The organism is Bacillus sp. BS1807G30, from assembly GCF_040047675.1.
Lineage (GTDB): Bacteria > Bacillota > Bacilli > Bacillales > Bacillaceae > Bacillus > Bacillus altitudinis.
This window is the reverse complement of sequence record NZ_CP157353.1, coordinates 55,832-72,142: the sequence shown is the minus strand read 5'-3', so window position 1 is coordinate 72,142 and position 16,311 is coordinate 55,832. Positions and strand designations below refer to the sequence as shown.

The following is a 16,311-nucleotide window of genomic DNA, read 5'->3' as shown; positions in this document are numbered from 1 at the left end:
ATAAACTGAATTTTAAGTGTCAACAAGGCTAATCGCTCTTATTGCCCACATCAAAGATTTTTTCGCCTTTTTTAGACATATAATAGTCCCGTCGTGCCAGTTCGAGTACGTATTCTTTGCTTTTCAGCTTTTTGATTTCATCAGAAATATCTTCCTGCTTTGTTTGTAATTGCTTCAATTCTTTTTCAAGCGCAACCTTCTTCTCTTCTTTTTCTTTCAAAGCAGACGATTGCGACCAGAGGGCACTTGTTACCAAAACAGCAAACATGAGCACAATGACTCCAAACACGGTAAGCCTTCTAAGGAGTCCCCGGCGTTTGCGTTTTAGGCGCTGCGCTTGCTGTTCCATTTGTTTTTGATAATCATTTTGAATTTGTGCGATATTTCTTTTTCTCTCGTTCAAGGATGAAGGCCTCCTCTCTTACTTTGTCCAGAATTGTTTCCATTTCGTTTTCATGGTACGAGATAATTTCTTGATCCCTTGTAAAATTCCTGCTCCTTTTGAGAAAAACAACCTCATTGATGTTCGCCATTTTTCGGGAATTCGATGAATAATGGTCACATTGAGTAACCAAATAAGCGGATAACAAACAATATACAGCACCTTCCACACGAGTCGAAACGCAAAACGAACAAGGCGTAAGAGCGAGTGGAACAAGAACAGAAGAGCACTTATGATCAAACCGACGATCCAGCGAATGGGCTGGAAAACCATCGACATGATCAGCCTTTTCAGGAAGAGAACAGTCTGATAAATACACCTCATCACAAACTTGAGGATGTTCATATACAGCTGTTTCATCAATGCCTGGTACATCGAGAAGCCTAAAGCAACAGCTAGAAAAATATAAAGTCTGAATTCTCCCTCATTGGTTAGCAGCAGGACATAAAAGAATAACAGACCCTGCACCACCCAAAAAAGGAGGTCGTGAATGACCAGCAGCCATTTTGCTGTTTTTTCCCTGTTCACAAACAGCTTGTACGTATCCAGCGATGCGCCCAGCCAGATGCCCATCGCCGCCATCGAAAGCATCGTATAAAACTGGACCGTCAGTGTCATTTAAACAGCTTGCTAAAAAATCCTTTAGCTTTCTCCCCGTGCTGCTCATCTACATAGATTAAGTCAAAGACACGCCCTTTAATGGACACAACGCCCTTTTCTACATCTAAGTTTTTCATTTGCAGATTTTCTCCGCGAATGGCGAGGACTCCCATGACAGTCTCAAGCAGAAATTCTTCATTATCAAAGCTCTCGACTTGTTTGACCCCGGTAATATCTAAATGCTTTCTGTTGCGCATTGTGACATGATGCTCGGCTTCTGATGACAACTTCGTGCCTTGAGGTTGATTATAATATTGATTCATTTATACATCCCCCATATCTCATACTTGCATTGTTACTGCATTGTATGTGACAGGCGGGACATTTAGAACAAGCCCTATTCTGCTGTTTTTTCTTCTTTTAGCACGGTATACATGCCAGCAGCTTCTTCTTTTTTCGTTGTGTCTTTTAACTCGTTGACTTGAACAGTCACAAGCTTTTGGCCAAAGCGGATTTGAAGCTCGTCCCCTTCTTTCACGTCAGAGCTGGCTTTCGCCTGCGTGCCATTAATGGAAATTCTCCCTTGATCGGCTACTTCTTTTGCCAATGTTCTTCTTTTGATTAAACGAGACACTTTTAAGAATTTATCTAGTCTCATGTAAGTTCACCTCTTTCTATGCGTTTGGCATCGTTCCACAGATCGTCCATTTCTTCTAGGGTCAAGTCCTCTAGTGAACGCCCTATGTCCTTTGCTTTTTGTTCAATATGCTGAAAGCGCCGCATGAATTTTGTGTTTGCAGAAGAGAGGGCGGTTTCAGGCTCCAGCTGATAAAATCTACCGATGTTGACGAGAACAAACAAAAGATCCCCAAATTCATCCTTCATCTGCTTTGTTGCACCTTCATCCGTCTTATCTGCCACTTCCACAAGGAATTCCTGCTTTTCTTCTTCGTATTTGTTCCAAATATCCTCTACTTCTGTCCAGTCGAAGCCCACTTTTGCTGCTTTCTTTTGGAGCTTATAGGCTTTTGTTAAAGCTGGAAGAGTCGTTGGAATGGATTGCAAAATAGAAGCTGCACGCTCCGGTTTTTCCTGCTGCTTGATTTTTTCCCAGTTGGCGACTACATCTGATGCTTCAGACACATCCGTATCACCAAACACATGCGGATGTCGTCGAATCATTTTTTCTGTGACATGCTGGATGACGTCATTCATTGAGAAATAACCATCATCTTCACCAATTTGGGCATGGAGTAAAACTTGCAGCAGTACATCTCCGAGTTCTTCAACCATATGATCTGGATCGTCTTCGTCTATGGCTTCCAGCAGCTCATAACATTCTTCAATTAAATATGGTTTGAGCGACTCATTCGTTTGTTTTTGATCCCAAGGACAGCCGCCAGGACCTCTTAATGTACGAATGACTTCGCGGAAAGTGTCAAATTGCTGATAGAGCAGCTTTTCATCTTGAATGGGAGGTACATAAACACTCGTTAAGTTATTTATCGACACATCTCGATCAAGTTCAAATAAAGGAACACCTGTAATCTGCTCCTGACTGCTTCCAGCTGCCGTTACGATAAAGACTTCATAATCGTCAGGTAGCTTTTCCATGAGGGTCAGCTTCACATTCGAGGCTGTCATCTGATCATATACCTGACAGATCAGCACATGCTGGGTCAACTTCAGATCATCCGCTCTCATATCCCCAGCGTCAACGAATTGCAGCCCTTCAATCGGGTCAATCTGTAAGGAATTAAACGTCGCATCCAAAAAGCTTTGTCCACCAGCCACGTACACCTCAACCCCGCGCTTCTTCTGTTGTGAAACAAGAAGCTGCACTGTCTTTTCCGCCACAAACGGGTGACCTGGTACTGCATACACAATATCTTTCTCCTCAGCCTCTCGGAAGAGAATGTCTGTGATTTCCTCATACACTGCATCAAACTGATCATGCTTTTCATAAATCTCATCAAAAAAGGTCAGAGACGGGACCTCCTGCATCAATTCTGCGGTGAGTGGATGATCCTGCGTTCTCATGTATACTTCTTTCGCCTGCTTCAGCTGCTTATATACACCGAGCGTCAGCTGATCTATGTCGCCTGCCCCAAGACCAACGACTGTAATCTTACCTGCCATTTCGATTCCCTCTCATCTGTTTAAAATATAAAATCTTTTCTCCTAATGGAATGAGTCTCCATTCCTCTTCCGTAAATACGTCTAGCTTAAGAATACTATATAAAAAGGCGAAACCACCAATAAAAACTGAAGTCAGGCTCTCTAAAACAGAAAACGGACGTTTCTCAAAGGGAATGACCCAAGAAAACAATGCCTGATATCCAATTAAAACGACGGCCATGAATGCTGCTGATAAAAGAATTTTCACTGGGAATAGCTCTCTTATTGAAATCCACCCTTTATGCTTCAAATACACCGCATTGAGCGCAGCGGCGGCGAGAAACCCACAAACAGTCGACCATGCGGCTCCATAAATGCCGAATAACGGGACAAGAGCCAGCGTCAGCCCCCATTTCACCAGTACACTGATCAGGACCACAACAGCCGGGTACACGGTATGTCCCAGACCCTGAAGTAAAGCGGTTTGCGTAATCGCCATTGATGTAAAGGCAATGGATATGCAAAATATTTGCAGCGCATCTGTCCCTAAGTCATTACGAAAAAGCATGATGTTCACAGACGATAAAATACATATAAGACCGACAGCTGAACCAATCCCCAGCACCGATGTTGCCTTAAACGATGTACGTACTTTTTCACGAATTGCTTTATGCTGCCCTTTTCTTAAGGCCGACGACAAAAACGGAACAAGAGACGTCCCGATACTAATTGCAAACACCGTCCCGAGCTGCAAGAACGGCTGACCTCGATCATACACGCCTTTTGCCGCCTTTGCAGCTGCTTCACTCAGTCCCTCACTGCGCAGCAGCGCATACAGGTGAAAAGCATCGATCATTTGCATCCATAGGATCAGCAATCCACTCACACAAATCGTCAATGTATACAGCACCAAACTCTTCAGCACATCTTTTTTCCGCAGTGTAGCCTGTTTTAATGTCTTGCTCGCTGACGACCGCTTCCGATAGGTCAGCCAAAGGAAAAGAAGCAAAATGAGTGAAGCCGCACTTCCAGCTATAGAAGAGAACACCGCACCCGCTCCTGTTTCATAAAGCGAATAGCCATGTCTCACAAAATAGAAAGATAAAACAAGCAGGACGCCTACTCTGATGAGTTGCTCAGCCAATTGAGAGACCGCAGTAGGGAGCATCAGCCCATCACTCTGAAAAACACCCCTCAGCATCACGGTAAGCGGCAGAAATAAAAACACAAACGAACTCATCTGGATGAGCAACATTAATTGACTGTCCGCCATGAGATTCGCAATTGTGCCTGCTCCTATGTATAAACAAAGAAATAAGGCCAAGCTCAGCAAAGTGATATACACCAAAGATACCTTTGTAATGATTCGGCGATTCTCCTCACCATGCTCGCTCAGAAGCTTGGACACCATTACAGGAAAACCAGTGGTGCCGAGCATGATCGCAATGCCAAGAAAGGGATAGACCTGCTGATAAATATAAAAACCTGTGTCTCCTACGATATTTTGAAAAGGGACACGATATACGGCACTCAGTACCTTTGATAACAAGCCTGCGATGGTTAAAATCACCGCACCTTGGAAAAGCCAATGCGGCTGATTCACAGCATTTTTCATGGATGACTCCTTTATGTTCAATCAAAAAATATACCTACATTTAAACGCACTCATTATATCATACGTGACTGGCAAGCCGTTTCTTTCTAAGGAGTAGACGATACATTCATTGTTTTGTTTCATCCCATATAAAAAACGCCGACAAAATCAGATGATTTCATCGGCATTCTTTCGTTTTATCAAAATGATATAGATTTATTAGACCTAATGTTCCATTTGACGGGCTAAGAAGCCAGCTGCCGTTTCTGCCGCTTTATGCTCCACTTCTCCCATTGAACGCTCTTTAGAAAATAAGACGACGGCGCCAATTGGATCTCCGTTTGCAACAATAGGTGCAATGGTATAAGCTGATACATCATCATCAATACCATCCACAAGCTGAATTTCTTTCTTGCTGTCCTCTAATACAGAATTACGCTGATCCATTGTTCGTTCAAGTAAATCACTAATGGATTTGTTTAAGTACTCTTTTTTTGAACTACCGGATACAGCAATATACGTATCACGATCACAGATGAGGATAGAATGACCCAAACTGTCGAATAATGCATCAGCATATTCCTTCGCAAAGTCTCCTAGCTCACTAATCGGTGAATACTTCTTCAAAATCACTTCTCCATCGCGGTCGACGAAAATCTCAAGCGGATCTCCTTCCCGGATGCGCAATGTTCTGCGAATCTCCTTCGGTATAACCACTCTACCTAGATCATCGATGCGGCGTACAATTCCAGTTGCTTTCATTCACTGCTGCCTCTCTTTCGTTTGATGATGTGTTGGGTGAATGGAACAAAAGCGTCCACTTTATGCAACATTCACCACTTGACCCTGAGTTTAGTATCTGTCACATCAAACGTAATATACACGAGAGACCAACAAAATTTTATGAAGATGGAATGGTTTCTTTTTTCACATCTTGAAGACCTCGAAGCATACGAAGAACGACTTCAAGCCACTCCTCCGTTTTCTTACCTTTTGTTTGGACAGAAATAATCAGCTTGCTGCCTTCCATGCCAAGACCGATATCACGTCCATATTGACTGCCAAGCTCAAATAATTTTTGACCATCGATGTCGCTGCTTGCTTTTTCATCAAGAGTGAGTCTGACAATGCCTTTCTCCATCTTGATCAACTCGACACGTTCCTGCACAGCGTACACCTTCATCGTCGCAATCGTGAACAAATCAGCCACTTCTTGCGGATATTCTCCGAATCGGTCAATCATTTCATCTTGAAGCTCTTTCCGCTCTTCTATAGATCCAATCGCTCTAAACTGTTTATACATCTCGATCTTTTGTTTGCCGTCAGAAATATAGCTATCTGGAATGTAGGCATCAATTTGGAGGTCAATTTCCGGCTCAAATTTTTCTTGAGCAGTCGTATCGCCTCTTCTTTCTTCAATGGCTTCTTTCAGCATTTGAGAGTAAAGGTCGAAGCCAACAGAATCAATAAATCCATGCTGCTGTGCACCAAGTAAATTCCCTGCTCCTCGAATCGTTAAGTCACGCATCGCAATTTTAAAGCCTGACCCAAGCTCAGTGAATTCTTTAATGGCTTGAAGTCTTTTCTCAGCTACTTCAGAAAGCACTTTATCTTTTCGATAAGTGAAATAAGCATAGGCCACACGATTCGAGCGCCCAACTCGTCCTCTTAACTGGTACAGCTGCGAAAGCCCCATTTTATCAGCATCATGAACAATGAGCGTGTTCACATTTGGAATGTCTACGCCCGTTTCGATAATGGTTGTACTAACGAGTACATCCGATTCACCTTCTAGGAAATTAATCATCACGGATTCCAGCTCGTTCTCACTCATTTTCCCGTGTGCGTAGCTTACTTTTGCGTCTGGAACAAGCATCGAGATTTCATCTGCTTTTCGTTCAATATCCTCCACTCGGTTATAAAGGAAGTACACTTGACCGCCTCTTGCCAGTTCTCGCTCAATGGCTTCTCTAACTAACGCACCATTGTACTCGACAACATAGGTTTGAACTGGGAAACGGTTCTCAGGTGGTGTTTCAATAACAGATAAGTCACGTACGCCAAGCATCGACATATGAAGCGTGCGGGGAATTGGTGTTGCCGTTAACGTCAGCACATCAATATTGGCTTTCATTTGCTTAATTTTCTCTTTATGCGTCACACCGAAGCGCTGCTCTTCATCGATAATTAACAGTCCTAAATCCTTGTACACAATGTCTTTTGAAAGAAGACGATGCGTTCCAATGACCATATCAATCGTTCCATTTTTCAGCCCTTTTAAGGTTTCTGTTGTTTCTTTTCGTGTACGGAAGCGGCTAAGCTGAGCGATTTTAACAGGATAGTCTTGGAATCTGTCCATAATCGTGTCAAAATGCTGCTGCGCTAAGATCGTTGTTGGTACAAGCAGTGCCACCTGCTTCCCGTCAGCAATGGCTTTGAAGGCCGCTCGAATCGCCACCTCTGTTTTTCCATAGCCCACATCTCCACAAAGCAGACGATCCATCGGGCGCTCCCGCTCCATGTCTTGTTTGATTTCATGAATCGAGCGAATTTGATCGTCTGTTTCTTGGTAAGGGAATGCAGATTCAAACTGGCGCTGCATTTCATGGTCAGGCGAGAAGGCATACCCTTTGCTTGCTTCACGTTCTGCGTACAGCTTAATCAGATCATCTGCAATGTCCTGCACAGATGATTCTACTTTTTTCTTCACACGTTTCCAGTCGCTGCCACCTAGTTTGTACAGCTTTGGTTCTTTTCCTTCTGACCCTACATACTTCTGCACCTGATCAATTTGTTCAACAGGGACATAAAGCTTGTCGCTTCCTTGATAATGAATATTTAAATAATCTTTATGAATGCCGCCAATTTCAAGCGTTTCAATTCCTAAATACTTACCGATCCCGTGGTTAATGTGCACCACATAATCGCCCACTTGCAGTTCTGAATAGCTTTTGATTCGCTCTGCGTTTGTCAGCTTTTGCTTACGTGCCTGCTTCTTCACACGTTTCTTGAAAAGTTCACCCTCTGTAATGACAGCAATCTTGGATAAAGGTAGTTCAAAACCGGTTTGAAGCTCACCTTGTAAAATATATACTTGCCCGCTGACAAGCTCAGCATCAGGTTTAGCAAGAGCTGCTTCAATGTCATAATCATGCAAGACAGATGACAGCTTCTCTGTCCGCTCTTCATCCGCACCTAAAAAGACAACCGTATAATTCTGCTTTTTGTAGCGTTCAATTTCACTTGCAAGCACATTCATCTGCCCGTGGAAATTCTGCATTTGCTTACTAGATACATTGACGATATTTTGCGGATTGGTCTGCTGAACATGTCTCAAAAATAAGGAATAGTACAGAATCGATCTCGATTGCTGATTGAACAGCTCTTGAAATGGGAAGGAAAGGGCTAGATCATGCAGGATATTCCCTTCTTCCAGCAGACTAATTGTCCAATCTGCTTCTTCCTGTTCAAGCTGTTCTTCCATCTCCTGAATTCTGCTGATTTCATCTAGAATGATAATCGTATCCTGCGATGTATAATCTAGCAAACTAGCAGGCTTTTCATAGAAATAGGACAGATACTTCGTCATTTCTTGTGTCACAATACCTTCTAGCAGCTTCTCACGATCAGCAGAAATATTCTGATGGAGCAGTTCTTTTTGTTTATCCGAGTTGAATTTCTTTAAGCTGCTGGCAAGACCTTCGTCAAGCTGTTCAATCGCTCTCACTCGTTCAGGCCCTCTTACAATCAGCTCTTTCGCCGGGCCAATCTTGATTTCTTGAAGTGTTTCCAATGAACGTTGCGTGTCAGAGTGGAAGGACCGAATAGAGTCCACTTCTGTATCAAACAGCTCAATACGGATCGGGTGGTCTTCCGTTAACGCATAAATGTCGATGATTCCTCCGCGCACACTAAAGTCTCCGGGCGCAGCGACCATGGACGTCCGGTCATAACCGATTTGCACGAGTTGTTTTGAAAACGCCTCCAAATCAATTTCTTCACCAACCTTTAAATGGATCTGACTCTCCTTCCAGAGCTCAACAGGCGGAAGCATTCTACGCACTGCAGCTGCTGGAGTCACCACAATCGGATTTTCTCCATTCGCGAGACGATTCAATACATCAAGACGCTGCGCTCTAAGCTCAGGGCTTGCTACAGCAATCTCAGATGCAATGAGTTCATTGACAGGATAAAGAAGGACCGAGCGATCTGGCATCACACTTGCTAGATCATCTGTGACCTTCTGCGCTTGATATAAGTTGTGTGTCACAATAAACATCGGACGCTTTAATTCGTCTGATATGGCGGCTGTAAATAAAGATCTGACGGAGCCTGATAGTCCGGCGAGCAGCTGTTCTTTTAACCCTTCTTTTAGTCCGTTAAAAATGGACTGAAAATCATCACTTTGTTTGATAAATGATTGTATGTTTTTCATTTGGCTCCTCCTCCCTGCTTGTTTAAAACAGAAAAACGCTTTGGTCTAATATCTACACCAAAGCTTTTTTATTGAATAAAAGTATGATACTGATGGTAATCAGGATTTCTTTCGAGCGCCTCTTGGCAATCCTCACAAATGGTTTGTACATGTAAATCACCATTTTCCCTATAAGAAATCATATCGTTTCTTTCCTCATTTGTTAAGTGATGAAATCCAAGTGCTTCACTTTGGACAGCGGATTCATCTAGACTGCCAACCTTTACACCACAGTGCCGGCAGTAATAGTGCAAAGCCATACGTGATCCTCCCATGCTGAGATTTTATGATCAGTATGTGCTTTGCTTATCATTCTTATACCTTCTTGTTAAAATCATTCATCACTTCTAAAAATGGCTTTGTTAAAGCCGCTTCACAAGCTTCAACAGATGCTTGAATAGCAGATGAGATATCAGGCTGTTCTTCCTCTGAGAAGCGTCCTAGTACATAATCGACGACCTTCATGCCGTTTTGTGGACGGCCAATGCCGATACGGAATCGGTCAAACTCAGGTGAACCTAAATGCTGAATCAACGATTTGATTCCGTTATGTCCGCCTGCACTTCCTTTTGTACGCAAACGAATCCGGCCCGTTGGCAAATCAAGATCATCATAGATGACCTTCAAATGTTCAAGGGGAATTTCATAGTAATCCATCAGCGGACGCACACATTCCCCTGATAAGTTCATATATGTAAGAGGCTTCACAAGTAGAACCTTTTGCCCCGAAACAAACCCAGTTCCATATTGTCCATGGAATTTTGATTGATTTAATGGGATGTCCCATTTTTTTGATAGTTCATCTATTGTCATAAACCCGACGTTATGTCTTGTTTTTTCATATTCTTTTCCTGGATTACCCAATCCAACGAACGCAATCATGAAACCAATAACCTCCTTTGTCGCACATGCACACGCCTAAAAAATGAGCCAATGTGATTGCCTCATGCAAAACGTATGAATTCTTTTCATTCTAGCACAAAAGACGTAACCGCGGGAGGGTTACGTCTCTAATTGACCAGTTATTCTTCGCTATCATCTTTTTCTTTAATGGCCTCAGGCTCTTGCGTTTCCTCTTCACTATCTGGCTCTGGAACCTCTGATTGCTGAGGCGGTAAGATCGAAGCAACAACTTCTTCTGGATCATTATTAATTTGATACGTAGACTGAACAGACAGATCACCAACTGTTAGTACGTCATTTACTTCTAAGTTTGTAATATCAGCTTCAATATTTTGCGGGATATCCTTTGGTTTCGCTGTAATGGATAGCTCAAATAGTGGCTGCTGAAGGACACCGCCATCCTTTACCCCTTTGGATTCTCCAATGAGTTGTACAGGTACATCTGCGTCAATTTCTCGCTGCAAGTCGACCACTTGGAAATCAGCGTGGACAAGCTCATTTTTCAACGGATCTGTTTGCAGTTCTGTCACCATCACAGATTTTGTTTCACCGCCAACGTCTAATGTGATGATTGTGTTTTTTCCTTCATCACGTAATGTCTTTAATAAATCAATGCTGTCTAATGAAACAGCCAGGTTGTCTGTATTTTTTCCGTATATGACACCAGGAACGTGTCCTGAATGACGGATTTTTTGCAGTGTGGAACGTTTGAAATCAGTTCTTTTATTTGCTTTTAAAGTTGCCATATTCAGCACCATCCTATTTCTTTTTTGTCACTACTTTCATAAATACCCATAACTGAATCATTTTAAACATGTTTGGCTTTCATTTATCACAGCAAAAAGACCCCAAGCTGATGCCTAGGGCCTTTTTCAATCAGAAAATTAGCTGAAAAGGTAGCTCACAGATTCTTCTTCATGTACACGGATGATGGCTTCTGCAAGCAAAGGCCCAACTGAAAGCGGAATGAATTTTCCAACTTTCTTGTCATCTGTTAAGTGAATACTGTTTGTCACAACTAATTCTTTAATTTTAGAGTTTGTAATACGTTCTACTGCTGGTCCAGACAATACTGGGTGAGTACAACAAGCATAGACTTCAGCCGCTCCATTTTCCACAAGTGCATTTGCAGCAAGTGTAATCGTACCAGCTGTATCAATGATATCATCGATGAGAATCGCCGTTTTGCCTTCAATGTTCCCAATGATGTTCATCACTTCAGCCACGTTCGGCTTCGGACGACGTTTGTCGATAATTGCGATTGGTGCTTTCAGGCGGTCCGCCATTTTGCGCGCACGCGTAACACCACCGTGGTCAGGAGACACAACAACGATATCATTCAAGTTTTTCTGTTCGAAATAGTTTGTTAAGATTGGCACAGCCATTAAGTTATCGATTGGAATATCAAAGAAACCTTGGATTTGCGGCGCATGAAGATCAAGTGCAATGACACGTGTAGCACCTGCTGTTTCAAGTAAGTTCGCAAAAAGCTTCGCCGTGATTGGCTCACGAGGTTTTGCCTTACGATCTTGACGTGCATATCCGTAATAAGGGATGACAATATTGACCGTTTTCGCAGAAGCGCGTTTTAGTGCATCTACCATAATGAGTAGCTCCATAATGTGCTCATTGACTGGCGCACTAGTAGATTGAATAACATAACAATCACAGCCGCGGATACTTTCTTCAATATTGATTTGGACTTCACCGTCACTAAAACGTTTAACAGAGCTCTTTCCTACATCAACTCCGATACGATCGGCAATTTCTTTGGCAAGTTCAGGGTTTGAATTCAAAGAGAATATCTTTAAATTCGCATCAGCATAACGATTAGACATGGTAAACCTCCGGGTATTTGGATTATTTTTTATGAATATTTTTCACATAATCTTCTTTATTGACTTGTCTTGCTCTAGCAATAGACAATGCATCCTGCGGTACATCTTCTGTAACCGTTGAACCGGCTGCAACATATGCCCCTTTTCCGACAGTGACTGGTGCAACGAGATTTGAATTGCAGCCAATAAATGCGCCATCTTCAATCTTCGTTAAGAATTTGTTCTTCCCATCATAATTAACTGTAATAGATCCACAACCAAGGTTTACATCCGTTCCGACCTCTGCATCTCCAATATAGCTTAGATGAGACGCTTTGCTTCGGTCACCGAAAACTGTTTTCTTGATTTCGACAAAATTCCCGATCTTCACTTCATCGCCAATTTTCGACAACGGGCGAATATGAGCAAACGGTCCAATTGTCACATCTACCCCAACTTCACTATCGCAGACAACAGACTGCTTAATGACTGTCCGATCTCCAATTACGCTATCAACAATTTCAGTGTTCGGACCGATTGTGGCATCTGCACCAATCTTTACATTCCCTTTGATGACCGTCCCAGGATAAATCATTGTATCTTCACCGATGACTGCATCTGGCGAGATATACGTGTTCTCAGGATCAATCAAGGTTACACCATTCTTCATATGCTGATGATTAATACGTCGCTTCATGAATTGCTCTGCTTGTGATAGAGCGATACGATCATTGACTCCAAGTGTTTCTTCAAAATGCGGTGTTTGATACGCTGCAACTGTCTGTCCTTCATTCTTTAGAATTTCAATGACATCCGGCAAATAGTATTCACCTTGTGCATTTTCATTTGACACTTGCTCAATCACACGGAAGAGATCTTCATTTGAAAAGCAATAGGTTCCAGTATTAATTTCATTCACTTGACGTTCCGCATCATTTGCATCTTTATGCTCGACGATTTTTACTACAGCACCTGTTTCATCACGAAGAATACGTCCATAACCTGTTGGATCATCCGCATGTGCTGTCAAAATCGTCACTGTCGCTTGTTGTTTTTGATGCTCGCTTAACATGGCTTCCATTGTTTCCGCTGTCAATAATGGTGTATCTCCACAAATGACAATGGTTGTTCCCTTTTCCTGCGCGAGGAACGATTTAGCTTGTTTGACGGCATGTGCTGTTCCCAGCTGTTCTTCTTGAAGTGCATATTCACTTCTGTCCCCAAGCTGCTTCTTGACGTCCTCTGCTCCATGGCCGACAATCGTCACAAGCTTGGCTAAAGATAGCTTTAACGCTTGATCTGCCACATGCTCGACCATTGGCTTTCCGCAAACTGGATGAAGTACTTTGTATAACTTTGACTTCATTCTTGTTCCTTTTCCCGCTGCTAGAATCACTGCGAACCGCTTATCCATTGATTGGCCTCCAATATCCCTATTATCCATAGAAAAATATATCCTAAATAAGGACTGATTTCAAGGATACAAGAGGAAGTACATTAATTTTCTAATGGTTGAAACCTAGAAGAATCATGAGGAAAAACGCAAAAAAGACAGCATTTAAAAGAAAACATTCCATTTTCCCTTAAAGCTGTCTTTTTGGATTCACATATGATTAAGAAGCTCCAGCTTCTTCATATTCAATTGTTTCTTCTTCTTCTTCGCCTAAGCGATGATATTCATTTAAAACAGCATCTTGGATTTTACCCCGAGTGCTTGAGTTAATCGGATGTGCAATATCACGAAACTCTCCATCAGGCGTGCGTTTGCTAGGCATTGCAACAAACAACCCATTATTTCCATCAATCACACGAATATCATGAACAACAAATTCGTGGTCCAGCGTGATGGATGCAATCGCCCTCATGCGACCATCGGTATTCACGCGGCGTAATCTTACGTCAGTAACTTCCACAGTAGTTCACCACCTTTTCCCAATATAAAAGCATTAATTAGGTATTCAACGATTGTGGTGATTCTCCTGCTCTTTTTTTAAACTTTTTTTGAAATATCGGGATATTTATACATTTTTTGTCATTTTAATGACGACGCTTACATCGGTTGCGTAAAAAAAGACATCATGACGATGCCTTTTCATACATATAATGAAACCAAACGGCCTCCAAAGAGATGGCCTGTTTATTTCACTAATGCCACAACTTCAATTTCTACAAGTGCATCTTTTGGAAGTCTGGCTACTTCTACACATGAACGAGCTGGTTTATGTGTATGGAAGTATTCACCGTACACTTCATTCACTTCAGCGAATTGTTCCATATCTTTAATGAAAACCGTTGCTTTCACGACTGTTTCAAAGGAAGCACCCGCTGCTTCAAGGACGGCTTTAAGATTATGAAACACTTGATGTGTTTGTTCTTTAATATCTCCATTCACAAAATCTCCAGCTGGTGTTAATGGAATCTGCCCTGAGCTGTAAAACATGTTATTGACGATAATCCCTTGAGAGTAAGGTCCAATGGCTGCTGGTGCGTTTTTGGTTTGAACAACTTTTGTCATATCAATCTCTCCCATTCAAATACATGTTTGATCAAAGCTTAAGCTTTCGAATGAAAAAACTCGTGGAAATTGCCTTCATTAATCTCAATGATTTTCTGCTTCATATCAATGGTTGAAAGCTTTAAAAGCGATACATATTCATCGACAAGGCGTTCATCTACGCCTTCATCTTCTAATAAAACACCGATCCCTGCAACATTTGCATTAAATTCCTCTAGAAGATTCATCATGCCATTAATGGTTCCGCCTGCTTTCATAAAGTCATCAATAATCAACACATTGGATCCTTTATCTAAGCTCCGCTTTGCAAGTGACATGGTTTGAATTCGGTTAGAAGAACCTGATGCATAATTAATACTCACAGTTGATCCTTCTGTTACCTTATTATCTTTTCTAACGATCACAACAGGCACATTTAAATAACCTGCAACAGAATAGGCAATCGGAATACCTTTCGTCGCAACAGTCATGACAACATCAATCGGTCGATCCGCAAAAATGGTCGCAAAAAGCTTACCGATTTTCGCAAGAATCGATGGATTGCCTAAAACATCAGTTAAATATAAATAGCCGCCAGGAAGCACACGTTCAGGAGTTGATAATGCCTCTCCGATATCGTTTACGACTTCGTCTGCTTCTTTTAGATGAATCTTTGGAATATATTTCACTCCGCCAGCAGCGCCAGGTACAGTAAGTAAAGTCCCTATTCCCTGCTGTTCGAAGGTCTGTTTGATAATCGTTAAGTCTTCACTAATAGAGGACTTCGCAGATTGATATCGCTCTGCAAAAAAAGTTAAAGGTACTAGTACGTGCGGGTGGGTTAACAAATAATTTGTTAAGTCCACCAATCTGCCGCTTCGACGAAACTTCATGAACTTACCCCCAGAACCCGAATAATTTATGAATAATATAACTTAATATACGGATTTAATCAAGGGCATTTTGTTCGCCGATCATGCGGACAGCGTAAACCTGATCACAAAATCCTCTCAGTCCGTTATATATTCTTTGTACCTTCGATTCATATTGAATCAAGCCAAATACAGTTGGCCCGCTGCCGCTCATTAATACAGCATCTGCTCCGAAACGCTTCATCTGTCTCTTAATCATATCGACTTCTGGATACATCTTTAATGTCACAGATTCCAACACGTTACCGAGTGAGCCGCACATCTCTTTATAATCTTTCGCTTCAATTGCTTCAATCATACGCTGTACATTTGGGTGTTCTACTTTGCTTGCGTCATATTGTCTGTAGACCTCAGCTGTAGATACCCCAATCACCGGCTTCGCTAAAATCACCCAGCAATGCGGCGGTGTCGCAATGTGCTTTAGTTTCTCTCCACGTCCTGTCGCTAGCGCTGTCCCTCCGTGTACACAAAAAGAGACATCTGAGCCGATCTCCGCTCCAAGCTCAGCTAGTTCATCTAACGTGAGATTTAACTTCCACAAACGGTTTAAGCCGCGAAGCGCTGCTGCGGCATCACTGCTGCCTCCAGCTAAACCTGCTGCGACGGGAATTGCTTTTGTGATGACAATCGATACGCCTTTTTGAATACCGAATCTTGTTTTTAATAATTTAGCTGCCTGATAAGCCAAATTCCGTTGATCATCTGGCACAAAACGATTATGAGATGATACACGGATTTCGTCTTTGTCCAGCTCCGTCAGCTCTAGTCGATCTGCAAGATCTATTGTTGTCATCACCATCTCCACTTCGTGATATCCATCCGGTCTTTTTCCATGAACATCAAGTGAGAGATTAATTTTTGCCGGTGCTTTTTCTAAAATACGCAAACATTTCACCTACTTCTCCATCTAAACATAAGTATCAATATTGTATCACAT

The 16,311-nt window shown here is 42.2% G+C and carries 17 protein-coding genes; all 17 read right to left on the bottom strand.

Going from position 1 to position 16,311, the window contains the following annotated elements; genetic code table 11:
* Positions 1–28: 28 nt before the first annotated feature.
* A complete protein-coding gene (locus ABG082_RS00380; RefSeq protein ID WP_007496186.1) occupies positions 29–403 on the bottom strand; it encodes a septum formation initiator family protein in 375 nt (124 codons plus the stop codon).
* 18 nt (positions 404–421) lie between these two features.
* Positions 422–1,060 (bottom strand): spore cortex biosynthesis protein YabQ, encoded by a 639-nt coding sequence (yabQ, locus tag ABG082_RS00375; protein WP_007496188.1) that lies wholly within the window; start codon positions 1,058–1,060, stop codon positions 422–424.
* Positions 1,057–1,365, bottom strand: coding sequence for a sporulation protein YabP (gene yabP / locus ABG082_RS00370; RefSeq protein WP_007496190.1), 309 nt, complete (start codon positions 1,363–1,365; stop codon positions 1,057–1,059). Before yabP ends, yabQ begins: the two co-directional genes overlap by 4 nt.
* A 74-nt stretch (positions 1,366–1,439) precedes the next feature.
* Positions 1,440–1,700, bottom strand: coding sequence for an RNA-binding S4 domain-containing protein (locus ABG082_RS00365; RefSeq protein WP_008341839.1), 261 nt, complete (start codon positions 1,698–1,700; stop codon positions 1,440–1,442).
* The gene (gene mazG, locus ABG082_RS00360) at positions 1,697–3,181 is read right to left on the bottom strand and encodes a nucleoside triphosphate pyrophosphohydrolase (RefSeq protein ID WP_342494438.1); all 1,485 of its coding nucleotides are present in this window, start codon (positions 3,179–3,181) and stop codon (positions 1,697–1,699) included. Before mazG ends, ABG082_RS00365 begins: the two co-directional genes overlap by 4 nt.
* Positions 3,171–4,775, bottom strand: a complete 1,605-nt coding sequence (locus ABG082_RS00355; RefSeq protein ID WP_243824777.1) for a polysaccharide biosynthesis protein — start codon at positions 4,773–4,775, stop codon at positions 3,171–3,173. Before ABG082_RS00355 ends, mazG begins: the two co-directional genes overlap by 11 nt.
* A gap of 204 nt (positions 4,776–4,979) precedes the next feature.
* Positions 4,980–5,516, bottom strand: a complete 537-nt coding sequence (spoVT, locus tag ABG082_RS00350; RefSeq protein WP_007496196.1) for a stage V sporulation protein T — start codon at positions 5,514–5,516, stop codon at positions 4,980–4,982.
* Positions 5,517–5,655: 139 nt separating this feature from the next.
* Positions 5,656–9,189: a transcription-repair coupling factor gene (gene mfd, locus ABG082_RS00345; protein WP_019743557.1), complete on the bottom strand. Its 3,534-nt coding sequence runs from the start codon at positions 9,187–9,189 to the stop codon at positions 5,656–5,658.
* A gap of 68 nt (positions 9,190–9,257) precedes the next feature.
* Positions 9,258–9,488: an anti-sigma-F factor Fin family protein gene (locus ABG082_RS00340; protein WP_003217967.1), complete on the bottom strand. Its 231-nt coding sequence runs from the start codon at positions 9,486–9,488 to the stop codon at positions 9,258–9,260.
* A 55-nt stretch (positions 9,489–9,543) separates the two neighbouring features.
* Positions 9,544–10,110 carry an aminoacyl-tRNA hydrolase gene (pth, locus tag ABG082_RS00335; RefSeq protein ID WP_008341851.1) on the bottom strand — a complete coding sequence of 189 codons (567 nt, stop codon included), beginning with the start codon at positions 10,108–10,110 and terminating at the stop codon, positions 9,544–9,546.
* A gap of 140 nt (positions 10,111–10,250) precedes the next feature.
* Positions 10,251–10,877, bottom strand: coding sequence for a 50S ribosomal protein L25/general stress protein Ctc (locus ABG082_RS00330; protein WP_008341853.1), 627 nt, complete (start codon positions 10,875–10,877; stop codon positions 10,251–10,253).
* A 138-nt stretch (positions 10,878–11,015) separates the two neighbouring features.
* Complete coding sequence (locus ABG082_RS00325; protein ID WP_003217907.1) at positions 11,016–11,969, bottom strand: ribose-phosphate diphosphokinase; 954 nt, start codon at positions 11,967–11,969, stop codon at positions 11,016–11,018.
* A 22-nt stretch (positions 11,970–11,991) separates the two neighbouring features.
* Positions 11,992–13,362 carry a bifunctional UDP-N-acetylglucosamine diphosphorylase/glucosamine-1-phosphate N-acetyltransferase GlmU gene (glmU, locus tag ABG082_RS00320; protein WP_282834154.1) on the bottom strand — a complete coding sequence of 457 codons (1,371 nt, stop codon included), beginning with the start codon at positions 13,360–13,362 and terminating at the stop codon, positions 11,992–11,994.
* Between the two features lie 199 nt (positions 13,363–13,561).
* Positions 13,562–13,861 (bottom strand): septation regulator SpoVG, encoded by a 300-nt coding sequence (gene spoVG, locus ABG082_RS00315; protein ID WP_039955944.1) that lies wholly within the window; start codon positions 13,859–13,861, stop codon positions 13,562–13,564.
* A gap of 224 nt (positions 13,862–14,085) precedes the next feature.
* Positions 14,086–14,463: a 2-iminobutanoate/2-iminopropanoate deaminase gene (ridA, locus tag ABG082_RS00310; RefSeq protein WP_008341860.1), complete on the bottom strand. Its 378-nt coding sequence runs from the start codon at positions 14,461–14,463 to the stop codon at positions 14,086–14,088.
* 38 nt (positions 14,464–14,501) lie between these two features.
* The gene (purR, locus tag ABG082_RS00305) at positions 14,502–15,335 is read right to left on the bottom strand and encodes a pur operon repressor (RefSeq protein WP_008341862.1); all 834 of its coding nucleotides are present in this window, start codon (positions 15,333–15,335) and stop codon (positions 14,502–14,504) included.
* A 55-nt stretch (positions 15,336–15,390) separates the two neighbouring features.
* A complete protein-coding gene (gene ispE / locus ABG082_RS00300; RefSeq protein ID WP_019743558.1) occupies positions 15,391–16,260 on the bottom strand; it encodes a 4-(cytidine 5'-diphospho)-2-C-methyl-D-erythritol kinase in 870 nt (289 codons plus the stop codon).
* Between the last annotated feature and the right edge of the window lie 51 nt (positions 16,261–16,311).